Here is a 19,198-nt window from a genome sequence, read left to right on the forward strand (position 1 = left end):
TCGACAAACGGGCCGCGGTACCAACAGAGCGCTTATTAGGTAAAACCATGGCAGAACCGGCTCGGGCAACATCGTGTCGTCTCATGGAATCGCCTAGGCCTTAAAAGCAAGACCAGACATAACAGACCGCAGGTCAGGTATTGGCAATATTAATTACCATTGCCTTATCGGCGGAGCAGGAACGAGACTTGATGCCAGTGTTTTTACTGATACTTGACCGCCCAGAGCATATCGACAGTGATTCGATTCGGGAGGGCTGGGCATTCATTAAGGCGCTGCGCCCGATATAGCCGATCGGATGGAATCCTTCGCCATACGCAACGCATATAGCAAGACCTGACCCTATCGATCTAGATGCGGCTTCCAACTCGTTCTGCGGACCAGACGCGGCCTGCCGATACCGGCACGGCTTTTAACCTGCATCAATGATCTTATTGCTGTGGCCAGCCCTAATAACGTCGCGCGCGAAACAGCGTGGTACATCTTTAAACGACCTAACCTTATGCTGCCTCGGACCTCTTGATTGCACGTATGGGCCTTACATTGAGGAAGCCATCATGACCGCGATCAATCGCCTCAAATATCTGCGTGTAGTTCTAGTTCTGGCCGGCTTTGCCAGCCTTGCCCTCTATCCACTGATGGTGCTCTGGCCGTCTGGATGGAGTTGGCACGTCGGCCACTCGGAGTATCCAATGATGCTCGTCGGCATCTACGCCACATTAGGCGTGTTCTTGATCCTAGCCGCACGAGATCCATTGGCTAATCTGAGCCTGATCTGGTTCACCGTCTGGTCTAGCGCCGTACATGGGGCCGTCATGGCAGTTCAGGCGGTGACCCAGCCGGAACAGATGGGCCACTTGCTGGGTGACGTGCCGGCGCTCTTCATCGTCGCCGCTGCCTTGACGCTTTTGACGCCTCGTGTGCGAAGCAAAGACGCCACACATCGCCGCGCGAGTTAACAATGCGATCTGTGCACAGCACAAGACCTGACCCTAGTTATCGCACTGAAGCGCTAACAACTCATCGATACCCTCGGCGCGGTCATACACCTAAATTGTTTCCTGGGTCGGCTGGGCAAGGTCGATTCGGATCCGACGTTCAACGCGCATCAGGATCTTCGTAGTGTACCGATCGTATTAACGTAGCGCGCGAAGCGGCCCGGCGCAGCGGGTCCAATCATTCATGGAAATCTGTGTTTTTTTACGGAGAGGGAACAAAGCGCGATCACTCACCGTAGAAACCGTGGTCTGTGCCCGATTGTCCCGAAACCGTGGTCTGTCCCCGATTGTCCCCGATTGTCCCCGATTGTCCCCGATTGTCCTCGTTGACGGACTCCGCAGTTTGCGTTAAAACGCCTTAGTCTACCAAACACCGCTGGAATTCTAGGAAGCGGCAGAATCTGACGCTTAACTCAACTATCCGTGATAGGGACCGGCTCAATCTGACCCCAAAGCTTCGCTTTCTTCTCGATCACATTCGGTTGAATGCTAAGCATATCCGAAATAAACTTTGAAAAAATTCTTCTTCTCAAAAGGATCTTTCATTCGTATCTTATTGACTGGCCATACGACGATTGGAAGTGATGCTATAAAAACAAACATTAGCATCAAAAATAAGATTTCATAATTAGTGCTACTTGCAGCCAATGTTGAAAGGCCCGCGGCAAAATATACAAGCGATGTAAGCCAGTAGTAGAAATTGCCCTTGTATCGGCCTAAGAAGAAACAATAGGCGAATGCTAGGCCAGAAAGAGCTAATAATGGTCTCACTGTGTATACGATAGAACTTCTGACATAAACGAAGCTCAAGCCATACTGAATAAGCATACCGCCGGCTAGGAAAAACAATGCTGCACTTGCGGCATAAGTTATTTTCAGATAGCGCATAATAATTCCAGGTTGAGGTTGAGCGCACGAATGCGCTCAACCTCAAATTCTTGAAAGACGGTATTTACCTCATTTCATGCCTTACAAAATGCGTAGGAATAATAGGGGACAGACCCCAATTACTCGTCACCGAGATCATGCCGCATGATGCCGATGCACCTCCTCCAGATCGTAATCTGCCGGCAACCCCATCCAGAACCTCTCACTCGTATCAAACACCTGGCGAGCCTGACTGCGGTATCGGCACTAACGGCCCGCTTACCCAGTACGATCTCGTTGATACGGCGGGGCGGTACGCCGATTGCATTGGCAAGCCGTGTCTGGCTTAGCTCCATCGGCTTCAGAAATTCATCCAGCAAGACTTCGCCGGGATGAATATTCGCTAATTCCATCATGACAATACCTCAGTGGTAATCCACGATTTCCGCGTCATCAATCTGCCCGCTATCCCAGATAAAGCACAGCCGCCACTGCTGATCGATTCGAATACTGCGGGAAATAATAGGGGACGGACCACGGTTAACAGTCATCCGCGTCATGCCGATGCACTTCTTCCAGGTCGTAATCAGCCTGCAACCCCATCCAGAGCTTCTCACTCGTACCGAAGTACCTCGCCAGCCTGACCGCGGTATCGGCACTAACAGCCCGCTTACCCAGCACTATCTCGTTGATACGACGAGGCGGCGCGCCGATCTCATTGGCAAGCCTTGTCTGGCTGAGCTTCATCGGTTTCAGAAATTCTTCCAGCAGGACTTCCCCCGGATGAATGCTGGCAAGCTCGGCCAAGATTTCCCTCTCGGCGCACGATTACTCGTTGCCTCATACAGACGTTAGGCAATCCCACAACGCCTGTAAATAACACCGCCCACAAAAAAGGCCGGCGACGAGCCGGCCTTTAGTCGTAGCAGGCGGTAACGCCTCTACTTTTTCTTCTTCGGGATATACAGATCCGTCAGCGTGCCCGCTTCGGCCTCTGCGGCCATGCCGACCGTTTCGGCCAGGGTGGGGTGCGGATGGATCGTGAGGCCGATGTCGTCAGCGTCGGCGCCCATTTCGATGGCCAGGCAGGTTTCGGCGATCAGGTCGCCGGCACCGCTGCCGACCGCGCCTGCGCCGATAATGCGGCCATCCGAGCCGAACAGTAGCTTGGTATTGCCGTCGGTGGCGTCCAGGCCGATGGCCCGGCCGTTGGCAGCCCAAGGGAAGGCACCCTTGGTGTATTCGATGCCTTCGGCCTTGGCCTGGGTTTCGGTCACACCCGTCCAGGCGACTTCCGGGTCGGTATAGACGACCGAGGGGATGACCTTGGCATCGAAGGCGGCTTTTTCGCCAGCACAGCACTCGGCCGCGACCTTGCCTTGATGAGTCGCCCGGTGGGCGAGCTGCGGTTCGCCGGAAACGTCGCCGATAGCGAAGATGTGGTCGACGTTGGTCCGGCACTGTTTGTCGACCGGGATGAAGCCACGCTCGTTGACTTCGAGGCCGGCGATCTCGGCGCCGATTTTGTTGCCGTTGGGCTTGCGGCCGACGGCGACCAGCACGCGGTCGTAGTCTTTCGACTCGGGCGCATCCTTGCCTTCGAAGCTCGCCGTGAGCTTGTCGCCGGCTTCCATGCCGGTGACCTTGGTGGAGACCCAGATATTGCCGCAGCGCTTGCTCATGCGCTTGGTAAGCGGCTTGATGAGATCCTTGTCGGCACCAGGGATGAGCGAATCGGTCATCTCGACGACGTCAACGTCGGTGCCGTGGGCGGCATAGACGTTAGCGATTTCGCAGCCGATGATGCCACCGCCGACCACCAGCAGGGAGCCGGGGATTTCATCGGGCGAGAGGGCGTCTTCGGAGGTCCAGATGCGCTCGTCTTCCGGCCAGCCGGGCAGCATGACCGGCTCGGAGCCGACCGCGATGATCGCCTTGTTGAAGGTGATCTGGGAGACGTCGTCGTTGCCGTCGATGGCCAGGGTATGCTCGTCGCTGAACGTACCGGTGCCGTTGACGATGTTGACCTTGCGCTTGGAGGCCATGGATTTCAGGCCACCGGTGAGCTGGTCGATAACCGACTGCTTGTAGTCCAGCAATTTGGCCAGATCGATCTCCGGCTTGCCAAAGGTCACGCCGTGGTTGGCCATATTGGCTGCGTCTTCGATGACCTTGGCCGAGTGGAGCAGGGCCTTGGACGGGATACAGCCAACGTTGAGGCAGACGCCGCCAAGCACGCTGTGACGCTCGACCATGGTGACGTTGAGGCCCATATCCGCCGCACGGAAGGCTGCCGTGTAACCGCCCGGACCGGAGCCCAGCACGAGCACGTCGCAGTCGTAGTTGTGGTCGTCGCTGGCCGGCGTAGTGGCCTTGGCTTCTTCCTTCTGGCTGGAGCTGGAAGCCGCAGCCTTGCCTTGATCGCCGCCGCTCTGGCTCTGCTTGGAGCCACTGGACTTCGACTCGCCGCTACCGCCGCCCGAGGTTTGTTCTTCGCCACCGCCGGCGGTGGCGACCAGGGCGATCACGTCGCCTTCGGAGACGGTGCTGCCTTCGCCGACCTTCAGTTCGCTGATCGTACCCGCAACAGTCGAGGGTACTTCCAGCGTAGCCTTATCCGATTCCAGGGTAATCAGCGGCTGTTCTTTTTCGACCTCGTCACCTTCGGCGACCAACACTTCGATGACTTCGACCGAGTCGAAATCGCCGATATCGGGCACTTTGACTTCGCTGGTCTCGCCACCCCCCGAGCCGCTGTCGGAACCGCCGCTGGAGGCTTTGCCGTTGCTGTCGCTGTCCTGTGTGGCCTCGCCAGAGGCTTCCTCGGCAGCCGGTTCGGCATCGCCCGAGTCGTCGCCGCTGTCTTCATCTGCGGCCTCGACCATTGCGATCACGTCGCCTTCGGAAACGGTATCGCCTTCGGAGACTTTCAGCTCGCTGATTTTGCCCGCGACCGTCGAAGGCACTTCGAGCGTGGCCTTGTCGGACTCGAGGGTGATCAGGGGCTGTTCCTTTTCGACCGTATCGCCTTCGGCGACCAGCACCTCGATGATCTCGACCGAGTCGAAATCGCCAATGTCCGGAACTTTGATTTCCTGCGCCATGGTTCTAGCACCTTCGACCGGCCCAGTGCCGATCTTTGCATTCTGGTAATCGGGCTGGCCGGACCGTATCGAACAGTCCGGCCAGCCCGGCGCGGGTCAGTGCGCGGCAAGCCGGGTAGGGCAGACGGCCACTAGCCTCGCTAGGGCGTCGCCCCGTACCCGGATCGCCGCGCACCGGCCACGGCCCTATAACAACAGCGTCCGCAGATCGGACAGGCACTGGCTGATATAGCCGGTGATCCGCGCGGCCTTAGCCCCGTCGATCACGCGGTGATCGTAGGAGAACGACAATGGCAGCAGCAGACGCGGCTCGAATTCCGAACCGTTCCAGACCGGCTGCCAGCTGTGCTTGGACACACCCAGGATGCCGACCTCGGGGGAGTTGACGATCGGCGTGAACGCCGTGCCGCCGACCCCACCCAGGCTGGAGATCGAGAAGCAGGCGCCTTTCATGTCGTCGCCCTTGATCTTGCCTTCGCGGGCCCGGCCCGAGACGTCGTCCAGATCGCGGGCGATATCGTAGATGCCTTTCTTGTCGACATCCTTAATCACCGGCATCAGCAGGCCGTTCGGGGTGTCGACCGCCACTGCGATGTTGACGTATTTCTTGTGCACCAGATGCTCGCCGTCCGCGGTCAGCGAACTGTTGAGATCCGGGAACTGCTTGAGCGCAGCCGCCGAGGCTTTGAGCAGGAAGGCCAAGGGCGTGAGCTTGACGCCGTCGGCCTTGGCTTTGTCCTTGTTGGCCTGACGGAATTGCTCCATCTCGGTGATGTCGGCGTTGTCGAACTGGGTGACATGCGGGATCAGCAGCCAGTTCTTGTGTACCGCCTTGGCCGAGATCTTGCGGATGCGCTCGAGCTCGGTGATCTCGACTTCGCCGAACTGGCTGAAGTCGATGTCCGGCTGGGTCGGCACGCCGCCGCCACCGCCGGCTGGGGCCGCAGCGCTGGCTGCGCCCTTGCCGCTCTGGACCTGGTCCAGCGCGCCTTTGACGTAGGACTGGACGTCTTCGAAGGTGATCCGGCCTTTGTGGCCGCTACCATCGACCTTGCCTAGGTCGGCGCCGAGCTCGCGAGCGTATTTACGCACGCTCGGCGAAGCATGGGCCTTGCCGAAGCGTTCTTCGTCGATCGACTTGAGCTTGGACGGGTCGCCGCCGGTCCGGTCGGCCTCGACCGGTTTGTCATCCTGCGAGGCAGTACCGGATTCGGGCTTTTTCGCGCCGCGCTTTTGTTCGGCCTTCTGACTCTGTTGCGCGCTGTCCTTGCCACCGCCGGACTGGTCTTTGGATTGGCCTTTCGACTGACTCTGGGACTGGCCGCTCGACTGGCTCTGGCCGCCGCCGGAACCGGCCGACTGGAGCAGGGCGATTACGTCGCCTTCGGAGACGGTGCTGCCTTCCGAGACCTTCAGTTCGCTGATAGTGCCGGCCTCGGTCGACGGCACTTCGAGTGTCGCCTTGTCCGATTCCAGCGTAATCAGCGGCTGTTCTTTTTCGACTTCGTCGCCTTCGGAGACCAACACTTCGATGACTTCGACCGAGTCGAAGTCGCCGATGTCCGGGACCTTGACTTCGATGGTCTCGCCGCCCCCGGATTGGTCATCGCCACCGGCCTGTTCGGCTTCGTCTGCGGATTCATCCTCGGAGGCGCCGTCATCGGCCGACGCCTGGCTTTGGTCCGAGTCGTCGTCCTGCGAGTCGTCGCCGGCATCTTCTTCGCCGGCCTCGACCATGGCGATCACGTCACCTTCGGAGACAGTGCTGCCTTCAGAGACTTTGAGTTCGGTGATCTTGCCGGCGACCGTCGACGGCACTTCGAGTGTCGCCTTGTCGGATTCCAGCGTGATCAGCGGTTGTTCTTGTTCGACCGTATCGCCCTCGGAGACCAGTACTTCGATGACTTCGACCGAGTCGAAATCGCCGATATCCGGGACTTTGATTTCCTGCGCCGCCATAAAGCGTTTCCTTGCTGAACCGGCCGAAGGTTTCACGTGGAACCTTCGGGCCAGTCTGTCTCGGTTGTCGTCTTACCCTTCGTACCGGGCGCGGATCAATGCGTCAGCGGATCCGGCTTTTCCGGATTGATGCCGTACTTGTTGATCGCTTCGCCAACCACCTTACGCTCGATCTTGCCTTCGTCGGCCAGGGCCTTGAGGGCACAGACGGTGATCCAGCGGCGGTCGACCTCGAAGAACTCGCGCAGGGCTTCGCGGGTATCGGAACGGCCATAACCGTCGGTGCCGAGGGTGTGATAGGCCACCGGCATGTACGGTCGGATCATCTCCGGCAGGGCACGGACGTAGTCCGTGGCGGCGATCGCCGGGCCCCTGGCATCGGCGAATTTTTCGGCCACGAAGCTGGTCTTGGGCTCCTGCTCCGGATGCAGCATGTTCCAGCGCTCGACCGAGGCACCGTCGCGCTTGAGCTCGGGGAAGCTCGGCGCGCTCCAGACGGTAGCGCCGACGCCGTATTCCTCTTCGAGCATCTTGGCGGCGGCGATCGATTCGCGAAGAATCGTGCCCGACCCCAGCAGGTTCACCTGGGCGTCCTTGTCGGTGCCCGACTCGGAGAATTTGTACATGCCGGCGATGATGTCGTTCTCTACGCCTTCCGGCATCGCCGGGTGGCTGTAGTTCTCGTTCATCATCGTCAGGTAGTAGTAGACGTCGCGGCCTTCCTCGTACATCTCTACCAGACCACGGTGAATGATCACCGCCATCTCGTAGGAGAAGGTCGGGTCATACGACTTAGCATTGGGCACGCACTCGAACATGACGTGTGAATGCCCGTCTTGATGCTGTAGCCCTTCGCCGTTGATGGTGGTGCGCCCAGCAGTACCGGCCATCATGAAGCCGCGGGCGCGCATGTCGCCGGCGGCCCAGCAAAAGTCGCCCACGCGCTGGAAGCCGAACATCGAATAGAAGGCATAGAACGGGATCATCGTCTTGCCGTGATTCGAGTACGACGTGGCCGCTGCCATCCAGGACGAGATCGCCCCCGCCTCGGTGATGCCTTCCTCGAGGATCTGGCCGTCCTTGGCTTCCTTATAGAAGGCGAGCTGGTCGGAGTCCTCGGGCACGAACAGCTGGCCGACCGGGGAGTAGATCCCCAGGCTACGGAACATGCCTTCCATACCGAAGGTCCGCGCCTCGTCCGGAATGATCGGGACGACACGATCCTTGATGTTCTTATCGCGGGTCAGGATCTGCAGGATGCGGGTGAACACCATGGTGGTGGCCATCTCGCGATCGCCGGAGCCTTGCAGCAGTTTGTCGAAGGCTTTGAGCTCCGGAATCTGCAGCTTGTCGCCCTCGGTGCGGCGCTGCGGCAGATAGCCGCCCAGCTCCTTGCGCCGATCGTGGAGATATTTCATCTCCTCCGAGTCTTCATCCGGTTTGTAGAACGGCGCATCGGCGATCTTGTCGTCCGAGATCGGGATCTCGAAGCGATCGCGGAATTCCTTGAGCGCGTCCTCGGCCATCTTCTTCTGCTGGTGGGTGATGTTCTGGCCTTCGCCAGCCTCGCCCATGCCATAGCCCTTGACCGTCTTGGCCAGGATCACGGTCGGTTTGCCGTTGTCCTGGTTTACCGCCTGGTGATAGGCGGCATAGATCTTGTGCGGGTCGTGGCCGCCGCGGTTGAGCCGGCTGATGTCTTCGTCGGACATCGAGGCGACCATGCGCTTGGTCTCTTCGTACTTGCCGAAGAACTCGTCGCGGGTGTACTTGCCGCCGCGGGCCTTGTAGGCCTGGTATTCGCCGTCGACGGTTTCATTCATCAGCTCGACGAGCTTGCCCTCGTGGTCCTGGGCCAGCAGGCCGTCCCAGAGCGAACCCCAGAGCACCTTGATGACGTTCCAGCCGGCACCGCGGAAGAAGCCTTCCAGCTCGTCGACGATCTTGGCGTCGCCGCGCACCGGGCCGTCTAGGCGCTGCAGGTTGCAGTTGACCACGAAGATCAGGTTATCGAGGTTTTCGCGGGCGGCCATGCCGATCGCGCCCTTGGACTCGGGCTCATCCATCTCGCCGTCGCCGCAGAAACACCAGACATGGCGGCCCTGGGTGTTCTCGACGCCGCGATTTTCCATATAGCGCATGAAGCGCGCCTGGTAGATCGCGTTAATGGGACCGATACCCATCGACACGGTGGCGAACTGCCAGTAGTCGGGCATCAGCCACGCATGCGGATAGCTCGACAGCCCCTTGCCGGTGGATTCGGCGCGGAAGTTGTAGAGCTGGTCTTCGGTCAGGCGGCCTTCCAGATACGACCGGGCATAGAAGCCCGGGGCCGAGTGGCCCTGGAAGAACACCAGATCGCCGCCATGCTCTTCGGAAGGCGCATGGAAGAAGTGGTTGAAGCCGACCTCATACAGAGTCGCCGCCGAGGCGAAGCTGGCGATATGCCCGCCCACGCCTTCATGGTGACGATTGGCCTGGACCACCATCGCCATCGCGTTCCAGCGAATATAGGACCGGATGCGCCACTCGATCGCCGGATCGCCGGGGGCCTTGGCCTCCATATGCGGCGGGATCGTGTTCACATAAGCGGTGTTCAGCGAATAGGGGATCTGTGCGCCAGTGCGCCGAGACCGGTCGATGAGCATCTCCAGCAGGAAATGCGCACGCTCCGGCCCCTCGTATTCAATGACTGCGTCAAGCGCATCGCGCCATTCCGCAGATTCTTGGGGATCGACGTCGTTGGCGTCGTCCACATGCTCGGGGTGGGCGCTCGCTTGAGCCATACCATGCTCCTTCGACAAAGCATTTTAGTGGGTCTAATTTCCGCAAATATTACGCCCGCACTCCAAAGACCGACAACTGGCCCGTGGCTGCGCGGTTTGTCGTATTCTGCGCTATATTGAATATGTTGCACTGCACGATCCGATGTCCAACGCCGTAACCGAACCGGCCAATCCACCGCTACGCCGGCCTTCGCGGGCCTATACCGCGACCGGCGCGATGCGGCGTGTAGGCGTGGAACTTGAATTAACCGGCCTGTCGATCGAACAGATCCCGACGCTGATTCAAGCCCGCTACGGGGGCGATATCTTCCCGTACAGCGCATATGAATACAGTGTAACGAATAGCGCGCTCGGCGATTTCAGGGTCGAGCTAGATTATGCCTACCTCAAACAGCGCGGTCGCGAACCCAATAATTCGGGCTTCTGGTCCGAGATCGGTCGACTGTCCGACGACCTGCTGGGCACGGTGGCCCAGCGCGTAGTGCCGCTAGAAGTGGTGGCGCCGCCGCTGGCCATGGATACGCTGCATCGACTGCATCCGTTGATCGCACAACTTCGAAGCAGCGGCGCCCGCGGCACCAACGTCTCGGCGATCTATGCCTTTGGCCTGCACTTCAACCTAGAGATGCCGGATACACAGGCCGCGATCGTGCTCGATTACCTGCGTGCCTTCGCCGTGGCCTTCGACTGGTTATACCGGGTCAGTGCCATCGATATCTCGCGCCGGGTGTTTCCCTATATCCAGCCCTACGAGCGCCGCTATATTCGGCGTATCTGCGATCCGGACTATGCGCCGAGCCAGGCCGAGCTGATCGATGACTATCTGGCCGCCAACCCCAGCCGCAACCGGGCCTTGGACATGCTGCCGCTGTTCGCCTGGCTGGATCGAGCCCGGGTCGATGCCGTGATCGACGATCCACTGCTCAAGGCCCGTCCAACGCTGCACTACCGGCTACCCAACTGCGAGATCGAACAGCCTGGCTGGGATCTACGCCCGGCCTGGGAGCACTGGCTGACGGTCGAAGCACTGGCAGCCGATCGGCCACGCCTGCTGGCGATCTGTGCCGATTACTGCCAGGCCCTGGATACGCCGTTGGGCGATCTGTTCGGCCGCTGGGGCCAAGATTTCGAGCGCTATCTGCCATGACCCGCCCGCGCATACGGCCCCGCATCGCTGTGACCGGGCGGGCCGGGCGCTGGGCCCCGGGTTGGTGGTGTACATGGTTGGCCGTGCATCTGGCCGGTGGCCGGGCGGTGCGTGCAACGCCTACGCGGCCCTGGCCAGAGTCGATCGTGGCCCTGATCATCGGCGGCGGCGACGATATCGCGACCGATCTGTACACCGCCTCGGCCAGCGGCGACCCAGGGGCCGATCACGACCGCGATGCCTTTGAGATCGCCGCGATTCAACGTGCTCTGGCTGCCGGCCAGCCGATTCTGGGGATTTGTCGTGGCGCCCAGCTGTTGAACGTGGTCGCCGGTGGCAGCCTGTTCACCGACATTACGGCCCGGCGACGCGCCACCTCAGCCCGAATCAACCCGCTGCCCTGCCAGAGCGTGGCGATCCGGCCCTCGAGCGGCCTGGCCGAACAGCTCGGCGCCGGCCGCCGGCTGCGGGTCAACAGTCTGCACCATCAGGCGATTGACCGACTCGGCCGCGATTTATGCGTCGCCGCCCGGGACGCCGATGGGTTCGTCCAGGCCGTGGAATGCCGCCGCCTGCGCTTGATCGGCGTGCAGTGGCATCCGGAATACCTGATCTATCGACGGGCGTCCCGGCGGTTGTTTCGCGCTCTGGTGATCGCTGCCCACCGGGCATGAAAAAAGCCGGTGGTATATGCCACCGGCCGTGCGCCTGAAAAGACCAGGAAACGATCGCCGGCTACATATACCGACGCTCGAAATCCTTGAGCAGTTCTTCGGCCTTTTCCTTGGTTTCGCCGTATTTTTCCTGAATCTTGCCGAGCAGGTTCTCGCGTTTGCCGCGGGCCTGTTCGACATCATCATCGGTCAGACGCCCGAAGTGCTCCCGGGCCTTGCCCTTCGCGCGGTCCCATCGTCCTTCCCACTTGTCATCCGATTCTGCCATGACCTAGTTCCTATAGAAGACGAAACCCGATCATAGCGCCTTTGGGCGCGCCTTGGCGCGCTCTAAAGATCAATTTTCCCGCCGCGAATCGCTGTAGGCGACCTGGGCATAGTTGATCACCGCGACCATCAGAATGCCGCCGATGATGTTGCCGATCAGAGTCGGCATAAAGAACACACCCAGATACTCGAAAACCCCGTGGCTGCCGTGGAACACGGCATACAGTGCCGCTACCGAACCAGCGATGATATGTGGAAAATGCGCCAGGCCGATCAAGAACGTCACCAGGATGATCACGCCGACCCGGGCGGTCTCGGCAAACGGCATCAGCCACAGCATGAGCGCGACCAGCCAGCCGGCGAAGACGCCGCGCACCAGGGTGGTCACGAACGAGGCTTCGTATTCGGCGGCCGAGATATGCGCCAGCGCCGCATCGATGGGCGCACTCAAGACATGGAAATAGGCGAGCATGGCCGCAAAGATTGCCGTGCCTACGATATTGGCGACCAGCACCACCACCCACAGATTGAGGGTGCGGACGACGGTATCGATCTCGCGTACCCGCAGCACCTCGAGAATCGGGGTCAGCGTGTTTTCGGTGAACAGCTGCTGGCGCCCTAGAATGACGAACAGAAAACCCATGGAATAGCCGAGGCTCGATACAATCGACTGCCAGGGGCTATCCGGGGTATAGCTCTGGAGCAGGGCCTGAGCGACAAAGGAAAACCCCATCGACAGCCCAGCTCCCAACGCCGACCAGGCCAGACCGAGTAGCGGCCGGGTCAGCTCGGATTCGGCTTCGGCACGGATGGCTTCGTACACGACGGCCGCGCTCGGCGCTTCGCGGCGCCGTGCATCGCGGCGCTGGCGCGAATCCAGATCGTGTTCGTTGTCGCTGCTGCGCGACTGCTCAAAACGCTGATCGTCGGCGTTAGATGGTTCGGTCATGTCGACTCGACGGGATAGATATCGTGACTCATTCTACGCGTAACCGCTGCGAATCGACGCGGTTTCGACACCATTCGCTGAAGCGGCCACTGCTGCCAACCAACGCTGTGCTGTTGTTTCTGACCCTGTTGCTGGCTACCAGCTGCGCCAATGGCGGCTCTGGCACGCCGGTCGAAGTTCTGGGCGAACAGCCGCACGATCCCCGGGCCTTTACCGAAGGGCTGTTGATCGACCACGGCATATTGTTCGAAAGCACCGGCCAGTATGGTGCTTCGGAAGTCCGCCGGGTCGATCTGGCCACCGGCCGCGTCGAAGCCCGTTATCGACTGCCGAAGCGCTATTTCGGCGAAGGCCTGGCCCGAATCGGCGATCGGCTCTACCAGCTGACCTGGAAATCCGGCACCGGCTTCGTTTACGACGCCGATCGTCTGCGGGTACTAGATCAATTCGACTACGAGGGCCAAGGCTGGGGCCTGAGCCGCTGGCAGGACCAACTGGTCATGAGCAACGGCTCGGCAGAACTACAGTTTATCGACCCTAAGACGTTTAATACCGTGCGCCGGCTACGCGTAACCGAACAAGGCCACTCGGTTAGCCATCTCAACGAGCTCGAGGTCATCGGCGACGAAATCTGGGCCAATGTATGGCTGACCGATCGGATCATACGCATCGATCCAGCCAGCGGCGCGGTGCTCGGTCGCCTCGACGCCGGTGCGCTGGCGGCGCGAATGCCGGAATCCGCCGACGTGCTCAACGGCATTGCCTACGATGCCGAACACGACCGGATCTATATCACCGGCAAATACTGGCCGCGGCTGTTTCAGATCGCCCGGCCGCGGGGCGAGGGCCCCTGAGCGAGGCTATGGCCGCTGTAGGTGGCCATTTGCGGCTCTTGGGCCCGGCCAGCGCGGGCCAGCGCGGCGCAGGTGTGCCGAGCAACAGGTCCTAGAACGCGGCCGGCGTCGCCCGGACCCAATCCTGTCGATAGACCTCGGGGATACGATCGTTGAGGAAATCACCGGACTCGACCGTTGGATGCATCGCCGCATACGTCTCAGCCAGACCGTACTCCGGCCGGTGGTAGATATGGCTGCGATCGAGCTCTTCGGGCGAAGCCACGCCCATAGCGCCCGTGATATCCATGAACGACTTGAGGGTCGCCGCGTGGAAGTTACGCACCTGCAGCGATTTGCCCATGACCTCGAGCGCCTCGGCGCGGCGCGGATCCTGGGTCGCCACGCCGGTCGGGCAGGTATCGGTATGACAGCGCCGCGACTGGATACAGCCGACCGAGAACATGAAACCGCGGGCGGCGTTACACATATCCGCACCGAGAGCCAGCTTGACCACCATGTCGTAGCCCATCGCCACCTTGCCGCTGGCGATGACTACGATATCCTCGCGCAGCCCCACGCCCTTTAGGCAGTTATCCACAAATGGCAAGGCATCGTTGATATAGGTGCCAATGAAATCCTCGAACTCGGCCGGGGCTGCGCCGGTACCGCCTTCGGCGCCGTCCACGGTGATGAAATCCGGGGTGATGCCAGTCTCCAGCATCGCCTTACAGACCGCCATGAATTCGTGCGGGCGCCCCAGGCAGAGCTTGAAACCGACCGGCTTGCCGTGGGTCAGATCACGTAGCCGCTGAACAAAGCGCAACAGGCCGACCGGGGTATCGAACTCGGGATGGGTCGCCGGTGACTGGCAGTCCTGACCCTGCTCGATATCGCGTACGCGAGCGATCTCGGCGGTCACCTTGCGGCCCGGCAGCAGACCGCCGTGCCCCGGCTTGGCGCCCTGGGAGATTTTGATTTCGATCATCTTGACCTGTTCGGTGTTCGCCTTGGCAGCGAAATCGTCCGGATTGAACGAGCCGTCGTCGTAACGACAGCCGAAATAGGCCGAGGCGATCTCCCAGATCAGGTCGCCGCCGTGTTCGCGGTGATAATCGCTGATCGCGCCTTCGCCAGTATCCTGGGCAAAGCCGCCCAGTGCCGCGCCCCGGTTCATGGCGGCCACGGCGTTGGCCGACAGCGACCCGAAACTCATCGCCGAGATATTCAGCCGTGAGGAACTATAGGGCTGGGCACACTGGCTGTTGCCGATAGTGACCCGGGCATGCGCAGCATCCAGCGTCTTGGGCGCCATCGAGTGCTGGGAAAACGAAAACCCGGCGTCCTCGAAATCGCGCATGGTGCCGAACGGCGAGGTATCCGAGCCGCCGCGGGCGCGGCTATAGATAATTTCGCGCTGCTCGCGATTGAACGGCCGACCGCTGGTCTCGGATTCGAAAAAATACTGGCGCAGCTCTGGCCGCAGGAACTCCATCATGTAGCGCAGATGGCCGAGAATCGGGAAATTGCGCAACACGTTGTGATGCGAACGCAGATCCCAGGCCCCGAGCACGGCCAGCGCGATCAAAATCGCCGCCACCCATAACCAGGCCGGGGCGACCACCGCCAGTACCGCGGTCACGATCAGCGTGAAGGCCAGATAGACCGCGTATAAAGCACGAGGATGTCCGAACATGGCTGATTGCTGCGATCACGAAGCCAGCCCAACACTATGCACCCAGGGCGGGCGCTCTAAAACCGTTTATTTACCGATACAGAAGCTGGTGAAGATCGCACCCAGCAAGTCTTCGCTGGTCACCTGACCAGTGATTTCGCCGAGCGCCGTCTGGGCGGCTCTGAGTTCTTCGGCCAGCAGATCCCCAGCAGCGTCGTTCACCAGCCGTTCGCGACCGGCGGCAAGCGCTGCGGCTGCGGTATCGAGCGCGGCCAGATGGCGACGGCGGGCCACGAACGCCGGCTCGGCTTGATCGCCGACCCCGGCCAGCGTTTTGAGATGATGCGCCAGGGCATCGAAGCCGCGGCCGTCGATGGCCGCCACCCGTACGGCCTCGCGCTCGGCGATCCGGCCGCTGCCGGGCAGGCCGCCCGATAGATCGACCTTGTTCGCGATCAGCGTAACCCCGACCTGGGCATCGACCTCGGCCAGCAGTGCACGATCGGCCTCGGTCAGGCCCTCACGGTCGTCGATTACCAGCAGTACGCGATCGGCGCCGGCCAACTCAGCCCGGGCTCGGCGTACGCCCTCGGCTTCGACCGGATCGTCGGTCTCGCGCAGGCCGGCAGTGTCCACCAGGGTCAGCGGCAGGCCGTCGATCGAAAGCTGTTCGTGCAGCACATCGCGGGTGGTACCGGCGATCTCGGTGACGATCGCGGTTTCACGTCGGGCCAGCCGGTTGAGCAGGCTGGATTTGCCGACATTGGGCCGGCCGAGGATTACCAGCCGTAGGCCATCGCGAAAGCCGGCGCCTTGGGCGGCACACTGGCGCAGACCGGCCAGATCGGCCGCGATGGCATCCAGCTGGCCTAGGATCTGGCCGTCGCCGAGGAAATCGACATCGTCTTCGTCCGGGAAGTCGATCGCGGCCTCGGTATAGACACGCAGCGCGGTCAGGGCCGCGGTCAGGGCTTCAACCTCACGGGCGAAGGCGCCTTCCAGAGAGCGAATCGCGGCCCGTGCCGAGACCTGGCTGCCGGCGGCGATCGCATCGGCGATCGCCTCGGCCTGATCGAGGCTGATCTTATCGTTGAAGAAGGCGCGCTGGGAGAACTCCCCGGGGCCGGCCAGGCGGGCACCGAGTTCGACGATCCGGGCCAGCAATAGATCCACGAGTACCGGGCTGCCATGGCCGTGCAACTCGAGCACATGCTCGCCGGTGAACGAGGCCGGGGCCGCGAAATACAGGGCCAGGCCGTGATCAATGGCCTGACCCTCAGCGTCGACAAACCCTGCCAGAGCCGCATAGCGCGGCTCGGGCAGGCGCCCGATCAAGGCCTTGGCAATCTCGGGCACGGCCGGGCCGGAGACCCGGACCACCGCCACGCCCGCCTGGCCTGGGGCACTGGCCAGCGCCGCGATGGTGTCGTTCGACCCGACCGCCGCCATGGCCTCTAGGCTAGCTGTTCGCCGGGCTCTGGTTCAGACCCTCGGCGTCGAGCTTGCGGTAGATGTACCACTGCTGGGCAATCGACAGCAGGTTGTTGGTGCACCAATAGAGCACCAGACCGGCCGGGAAGAAGCAGAAGAACACCGCCATACCCAGCGGCATGATCTGCATGATGCGCTGCTGCATCGGATCCATCGCCACGTTGGCGTTGAGCTTCTGCTGCAAGAACATGGTCGCGCCGAAGATGACCGGCAGGATGAAGTACGGGTCCGGGGCCGACAGATCCTGGATCCACAACATGAACGGCGCATGCCGAAGCTCGACCGATTCACGCAGGACCCAGTACAGCGAGATGAACACCGGCATCTGGACCAGCAGCGGCCAGCAGCCGGCCATCGGATTGAAGCCCTCTTTCTTGTAGAGCTCCATCATCCGCTTCTGCAGTTCCTGCTTGTCGTCGCCGTACTGCTCCTTGAGCTTCTGCATGCGCGGCTGGAACTTACGCATCCGGGCCATGCCGCGGAATTGAATCTCGGAGAGCTTGTAGAACAGCGCCTTGATCAGGACGGTCAGCAGGATGATCGCGACCCCCCAGTTGCCGACCAGCGAGTGCAGAAATTCCAGCACCGAGAAGATCGGCCGCGCCAGCACCGAGAACCAGCCATAGTCGACAGTCAGCCCCAGGCCGGGCGCGACCGCGTCCAGCTGATCCTGATATTTCGGGCCGATGAACAGGGTCGAGGTGAAATCCGCCTGGCTGCCGGCGGCCACGTTGCGGGCCTGGCCGACGAAACCGGAGGCATAGCTGCCATCCACGCCTTGGATGTTCTTCGGCCGGGCAAACAGCCGGACCTGGGCATCCTTGGGCGGCACCACCGCACCGATGAAGTAGTGCTGGACCATGGCGATCCAGCCGCCGGTCTGGTCGACCGTCAGCTGATCCGAGGCCAGGTCGTCACGGCTGCGCTGCAGATAGGCGTAGTCGTCGTCGCCCTTGGCGGCATACCAGCCGATGCCGAAAAATGGATGCGAGAACGGTACGTCGCCGGTATTGCCGTGCGGCGCCCGCCAGTAGCGCACGTACTGGCGCAGATTCCAAGGCGACTGCGAATCGTTGGCGACCTTGTGGTCGAGATCGATCCGGTAGCTGCCGCGGTGGAAGACATAGGTCTTGGTGACCTTGTGCCCAGCATCATCGGTCCAGGTCAGCGGCACACGCAGGGTGTCCTGATCCTGGCCCAGCCGGTACTGGCTCTGGGCCGCCTGGAAGGTGGTGTTGTGATTCGGGGCATCCGAATCCGGCGAGATCAAGCCACTTTGCTCGATAAAGAAATCGGGCAGGGTGTCGTTGATCAGACGCAGATCGGTATCCGGCTGCTCGTCGGAGACCGGCACACCCCGCAGGGCCACGCGACGCAAATCACCACCGTGGGTATTAATGGTGACATCCAGCTTGTCGGTAACGATATGCACCGACTGGCCATCGGAGACCGGCGAGCGGTTGGATCCGGGTACCTGGGCGGTATTGCCGCCATCGGGCGTGCTCTGGCCGCCGCTGCCGTTACTGGCGGTACTCGAACCTTGGCTCGACGGCGCACCGAAATCGGGAACATCGCCACCGTCGCCTGCGGCGCCGGGCGACTGATTCGCTTGCTGACCGCTGGTCTGGGCGGTCTGTGCCTGCTGGCTCGGCGCGTAGTCGGTCTGCCATGCCTGGTAGAGGAAAAAGCAGATGACGGCGGCCGCACACAGCAGCCCGAAGCGTATATTGTCCATGCGTGGCGTATGTCCCTGACGTTAGCGGAGGACGAGGCTATCGTGCATTGCGGGCAACCCGGCGCCAAATCCGGCCCAGCTGGCCGGTCAACGCCGCGTTGTCCATAGTTGCCGTTCGGCTTCGTGCCAGCACGACGATATCAACCGCCGGTAGATCGCTGCGCACGGTCCGAAACGACTCGCGAACGAGGCGTTTGACCCGATTGCGATCCACGGCCCGCCGGATTCGGCGTTTGGCCAGCGCAAGGCCCAGCCGCGCCCGAGGTTCGTCGCTGGTCGCAGCAATCACCACGAAACCATCGCAGACGAACTTCTCGCCGCGGGCGAACACCGCACGATACTGCGGCGGTCTGAGCAGGCGCGCCGCGCGGGGAAACGTCGCCTGCTGATCGGTCACAGCTTACGGCGTGAGGCGCTTACGGCCCTTGGCGCGACGGGCGGCCAGGACACGGCGACCATTTTTGGTGGCCATGCGGGCACGGAATCCATGCGTACGCTTACGACGCAGATTGCTGGGCTGAAAGGTGCGTTTCATAACGTGCTCGACTCGCGCCTGCGTCGGCGCAATTGGAGGAAAAGAGCGCGGATTCTAGTCGCCCTGCGAGACGCTTGCAAGCTTGAAAAACACTGTGGATAAGTTGTGATTAGTAGGTTAACGTATCGGGCCGTGCTCAGGCGCGGGGCCGTGTTTTTGCCGCAATGGAGCGATCGAT

Annotated in this window: 16 protein-coding genes and 1 pseudogene; 4 read left to right on the forward strand and 13 right to left on the reverse strand. The window is 61.4% G+C overall.

The window, feature by feature from the left end:
- Nucleotides 1–557: 557 nt before the first annotated feature.
- Nucleotides 558–959, forward strand: a complete 402-nt coding sequence (locus V5738_RS18620) for a DUF6632 domain-containing protein (protein WP_423822322.1) — start codon at nt 558–560, stop codon at nt 957–959.
- 528 nt (nt 960–1,487) lie between these two features.
- On the opposite strand, the gene V5738_RS18625 is transcribed toward V5738_RS18620, so the two are convergent.
- From V5738_RS18625 to aceE, 6 genes and pseudogenes are all read right to left on the reverse strand, one after another.
- The gene (locus V5738_RS18625; RefSeq protein ID WP_423822323.1) at nt 1,488–1,886 is read right to left on the reverse strand and encodes a hypothetical protein; all 399 of its coding nucleotides are present in this window, start codon (nt 1,884–1,886) and stop codon (nt 1,488–1,490) included.
- Between the two features lie 135 nt (nt 1,887–2,021).
- A pseudogene (locus V5738_RS18630) lies at nt 2,022–2,281 on the reverse strand (HigA family addiction module antitoxin).
- 124 nt (nt 2,282–2,405) lie between these two features.
- Nucleotides 2,406–2,672 carry a HigA family addiction module antitoxin gene (locus V5738_RS18635; RefSeq protein ID WP_423822324.1) on the reverse strand — a complete coding sequence of 89 codons (267 nt, stop codon included), beginning with the start codon at nt 2,670–2,672 and terminating at the stop codon, nt 2,406–2,408.
- A 134-nt stretch (nt 2,673–2,806) separates the two neighbouring features.
- The gene (lpdA, locus tag V5738_RS18640) at nt 2,807–4,969 is read right to left on the reverse strand and encodes a dihydrolipoyl dehydrogenase (RefSeq protein ID WP_423822325.1); all 2,163 of its coding nucleotides are present in this window, start codon (nt 4,967–4,969) and stop codon (nt 2,807–2,809) included.
- 186 nt (nt 4,970–5,155) lie between these two features.
- Nucleotides 5,156–6,928 (reverse strand): dihydrolipoyllysine-residue acetyltransferase, encoded by a 1,773-nt coding sequence (aceF, locus tag V5738_RS18645; protein ID WP_423822326.1) that lies wholly within the window; start codon nt 6,926–6,928, stop codon nt 5,156–5,158.
- A gap of 95 nt (nt 6,929–7,023) precedes the next feature.
- Entirely contained in the window at nt 7,024–9,714 is a 2,691-nt protein-coding gene (gene aceE, locus V5738_RS18650) for a pyruvate dehydrogenase (acetyl-transferring), homodimeric type (protein ID WP_423822327.1), read from the reverse strand.
- A gap of 142 nt (nt 9,715–9,856) precedes the next feature.
- Here aceE and V5738_RS18655 point away from each other — a divergent pair, with 142 nt between their 5' ends.
- Both V5738_RS18655 and V5738_RS18660 read left to right on the forward strand, forming a co-directional pair.
- Complete coding sequence (locus V5738_RS18655; protein WP_423822328.1) at nt 9,857–10,861, forward strand: amidoligase family protein; 1,005 nt, start codon at nt 9,857–9,859, stop codon at nt 10,859–10,861.
- Nucleotides 10,858–11,535 (forward strand): gamma-glutamyl-gamma-aminobutyrate hydrolase family protein, encoded by a 678-nt coding sequence (locus V5738_RS18660; protein ID WP_423822329.1) that lies wholly within the window; start codon nt 10,858–10,860, stop codon nt 11,533–11,535. The genes V5738_RS18655 and V5738_RS18660 overlap by 4 nt, the downstream gene beginning before the upstream one ends.
- Nucleotides 11,536–11,596: 61 nt before the next feature.
- On the opposite strand, the gene V5738_RS18665 is transcribed toward V5738_RS18660, so the two are convergent.
- Together V5738_RS18665 and V5738_RS18670 are read right to left on the reverse strand one after the other, a co-directional pair.
- Nucleotides 11,597–11,803 (reverse strand): CsbD family protein, encoded by a 207-nt coding sequence (locus V5738_RS18665; RefSeq protein ID WP_423822330.1) that lies wholly within the window; start codon nt 11,801–11,803, stop codon nt 11,597–11,599.
- A gap of 69 nt (nt 11,804–11,872) precedes the next feature.
- Nucleotides 11,873–12,751, reverse strand: coding sequence for a formate/nitrite transporter family protein (locus V5738_RS18670; RefSeq protein WP_423822331.1), 879 nt, complete (start codon nt 12,749–12,751; stop codon nt 11,873–11,875).
- A 23-nt stretch (nt 12,752–12,774) separates the two neighbouring features.
- Between V5738_RS18670 and V5738_RS18675 the strand changes: the two genes are divergently transcribed.
- A complete protein-coding gene (locus tag V5738_RS18675) occupies nt 12,775–13,605 on the forward strand; it encodes a glutaminyl-peptide cyclotransferase (protein WP_423822332.1) in 831 nt (276 codons plus the stop codon).
- Between the two features lie 91 nt (nt 13,606–13,696).
- Here V5738_RS18675 and V5738_RS18680 read toward each other — a convergent pair whose 3' ends face one another.
- The 5 genes from V5738_RS18680 to rpmH form a co-directional block, all read right to left on the reverse strand.
- A complete protein-coding gene (locus tag V5738_RS18680; protein WP_423822333.1) occupies nt 13,697–15,280 on the reverse strand; it encodes an FMN-binding glutamate synthase family protein in 1,584 nt (527 codons plus the stop codon).
- Between the two features lie 66 nt (nt 15,281–15,346).
- A complete protein-coding gene (gene mnmE, locus V5738_RS18685; protein WP_423822334.1) occupies nt 15,347–16,708 on the reverse strand; it encodes a tRNA uridine-5-carboxymethylaminomethyl(34) synthesis GTPase MnmE in 1,362 nt (453 codons plus the stop codon).
- 10 nt (nt 16,709–16,718) lie between these two features.
- Nucleotides 16,719–18,485: a membrane protein insertase YidC gene (gene yidC / locus V5738_RS18690; protein ID WP_423822335.1), complete on the reverse strand. Its 1,767-nt coding sequence runs from the start codon at nt 18,483–18,485 to the stop codon at nt 16,719–16,721.
- A 37-nt stretch (nt 18,486–18,522) separates the two neighbouring features.
- The gene (gene rnpA, locus V5738_RS18695) at nt 18,523–18,882 is read right to left on the reverse strand and encodes a ribonuclease P protein component (RefSeq protein WP_423822336.1); all 360 of its coding nucleotides are present in this window, start codon (nt 18,880–18,882) and stop codon (nt 18,523–18,525) included.
- 3 nt (nt 18,883–18,885) lie between these two features.
- Nucleotides 18,886–19,020, reverse strand: a complete 135-nt coding sequence (gene rpmH / locus V5738_RS18700) for a 50S ribosomal protein L34 (protein ID WP_037337617.1) — start codon at nt 19,018–19,020, stop codon at nt 18,886–18,888.
- Nucleotides 19,021–19,198 lie beyond the last annotated feature (178 nt).

The organism is Salinisphaera sp. SPP-AMP-43 (assembly GCF_049568105.1).
Lineage (GTDB): Bacteria > Pseudomonadota > Gammaproteobacteria > Nevskiales > Salinisphaeraceae > Salinisphaera.

What these genes read in the sequence shown, in the direction of transcription:
- V5738_RS18620 (WP_423822322.1), top strand. Translation starts at nt 558, where the DNA reads ATGACCGCGATCAATCGCCTCAAATATCTGCGTGTAGTTCTAGTTCTG.
- V5738_RS18625 (WP_423822323.1), bottom strand. Translation starts at nt 1,886, where the DNA reads ATGCGCTATCTGAAAATAACTTATGCCGCAAGTGCAGCATTGTTTTTC.
- lpdA (WP_423822325.1), bottom strand. Translation starts at nt 4,969, where the DNA reads ATGGCGCAGGAAATCAAAGTTCCGGACATTGGCGATTTCGACTCGGTC.
- aceF (WP_423822326.1), bottom strand. Translation starts at nt 6,928, where the DNA reads ATGGCGGCGCAGGAAATCAAAGTCCCGGATATCGGCGATTTCGACTCG.
- aceE (WP_423822327.1), bottom strand. Translation starts at nt 9,714, where the DNA reads ATGGCTCAAGCGAGCGCCCACCCCGAGCATGTGGACGACGCCAACGAC.
- V5738_RS18655 (WP_423822328.1), top strand. Translation starts at nt 9,857, where the DNA reads ATGTCCAACGCCGTAACCGAACCGGCCAATCCACCGCTACGCCGGCCT.
- V5738_RS18660 (WP_423822329.1), top strand. Translation starts at nt 10,858, where the DNA reads ATGACCCGCCCGCGCATACGGCCCCGCATCGCTGTGACCGGGCGGGCC.
- V5738_RS18665 (WP_423822330.1), bottom strand. Translation starts at nt 11,803, where the DNA reads ATGGCAGAATCGGATGACAAGTGGGAAGGACGATGGGACCGCGCGAAG.
- V5738_RS18670 (WP_423822331.1), bottom strand. Translation starts at nt 12,751, where the DNA reads ATGACCGAACCATCTAACGCCGACGATCAGCGTTTTGAGCAGTCGCGC.
- V5738_RS18680 (WP_423822333.1), bottom strand. Translation starts at nt 15,280, where the DNA reads ATGTTCGGACATCCTCGTGCTTTATACGCGGTCTATCTGGCCTTCACG.
- mnmE (WP_423822334.1), bottom strand. Translation starts at nt 16,708, where the DNA reads ATGGCGGCGGTCGGGTCGAACGACACCATCGCGGCGCTGGCCAGTGCC.
- yidC (WP_423822335.1), bottom strand. Translation starts at nt 18,485, where the DNA reads ATGGACAATATACGCTTCGGGCTGCTGTGTGCGGCCGCCGTCATCTGC.
- rpmH (WP_037337617.1), bottom strand. Translation starts at nt 19,020, where the DNA reads ATGAAACGCACCTTTCAGCCCAGCAATCTGCGTCGTAAGCGTACGCAT.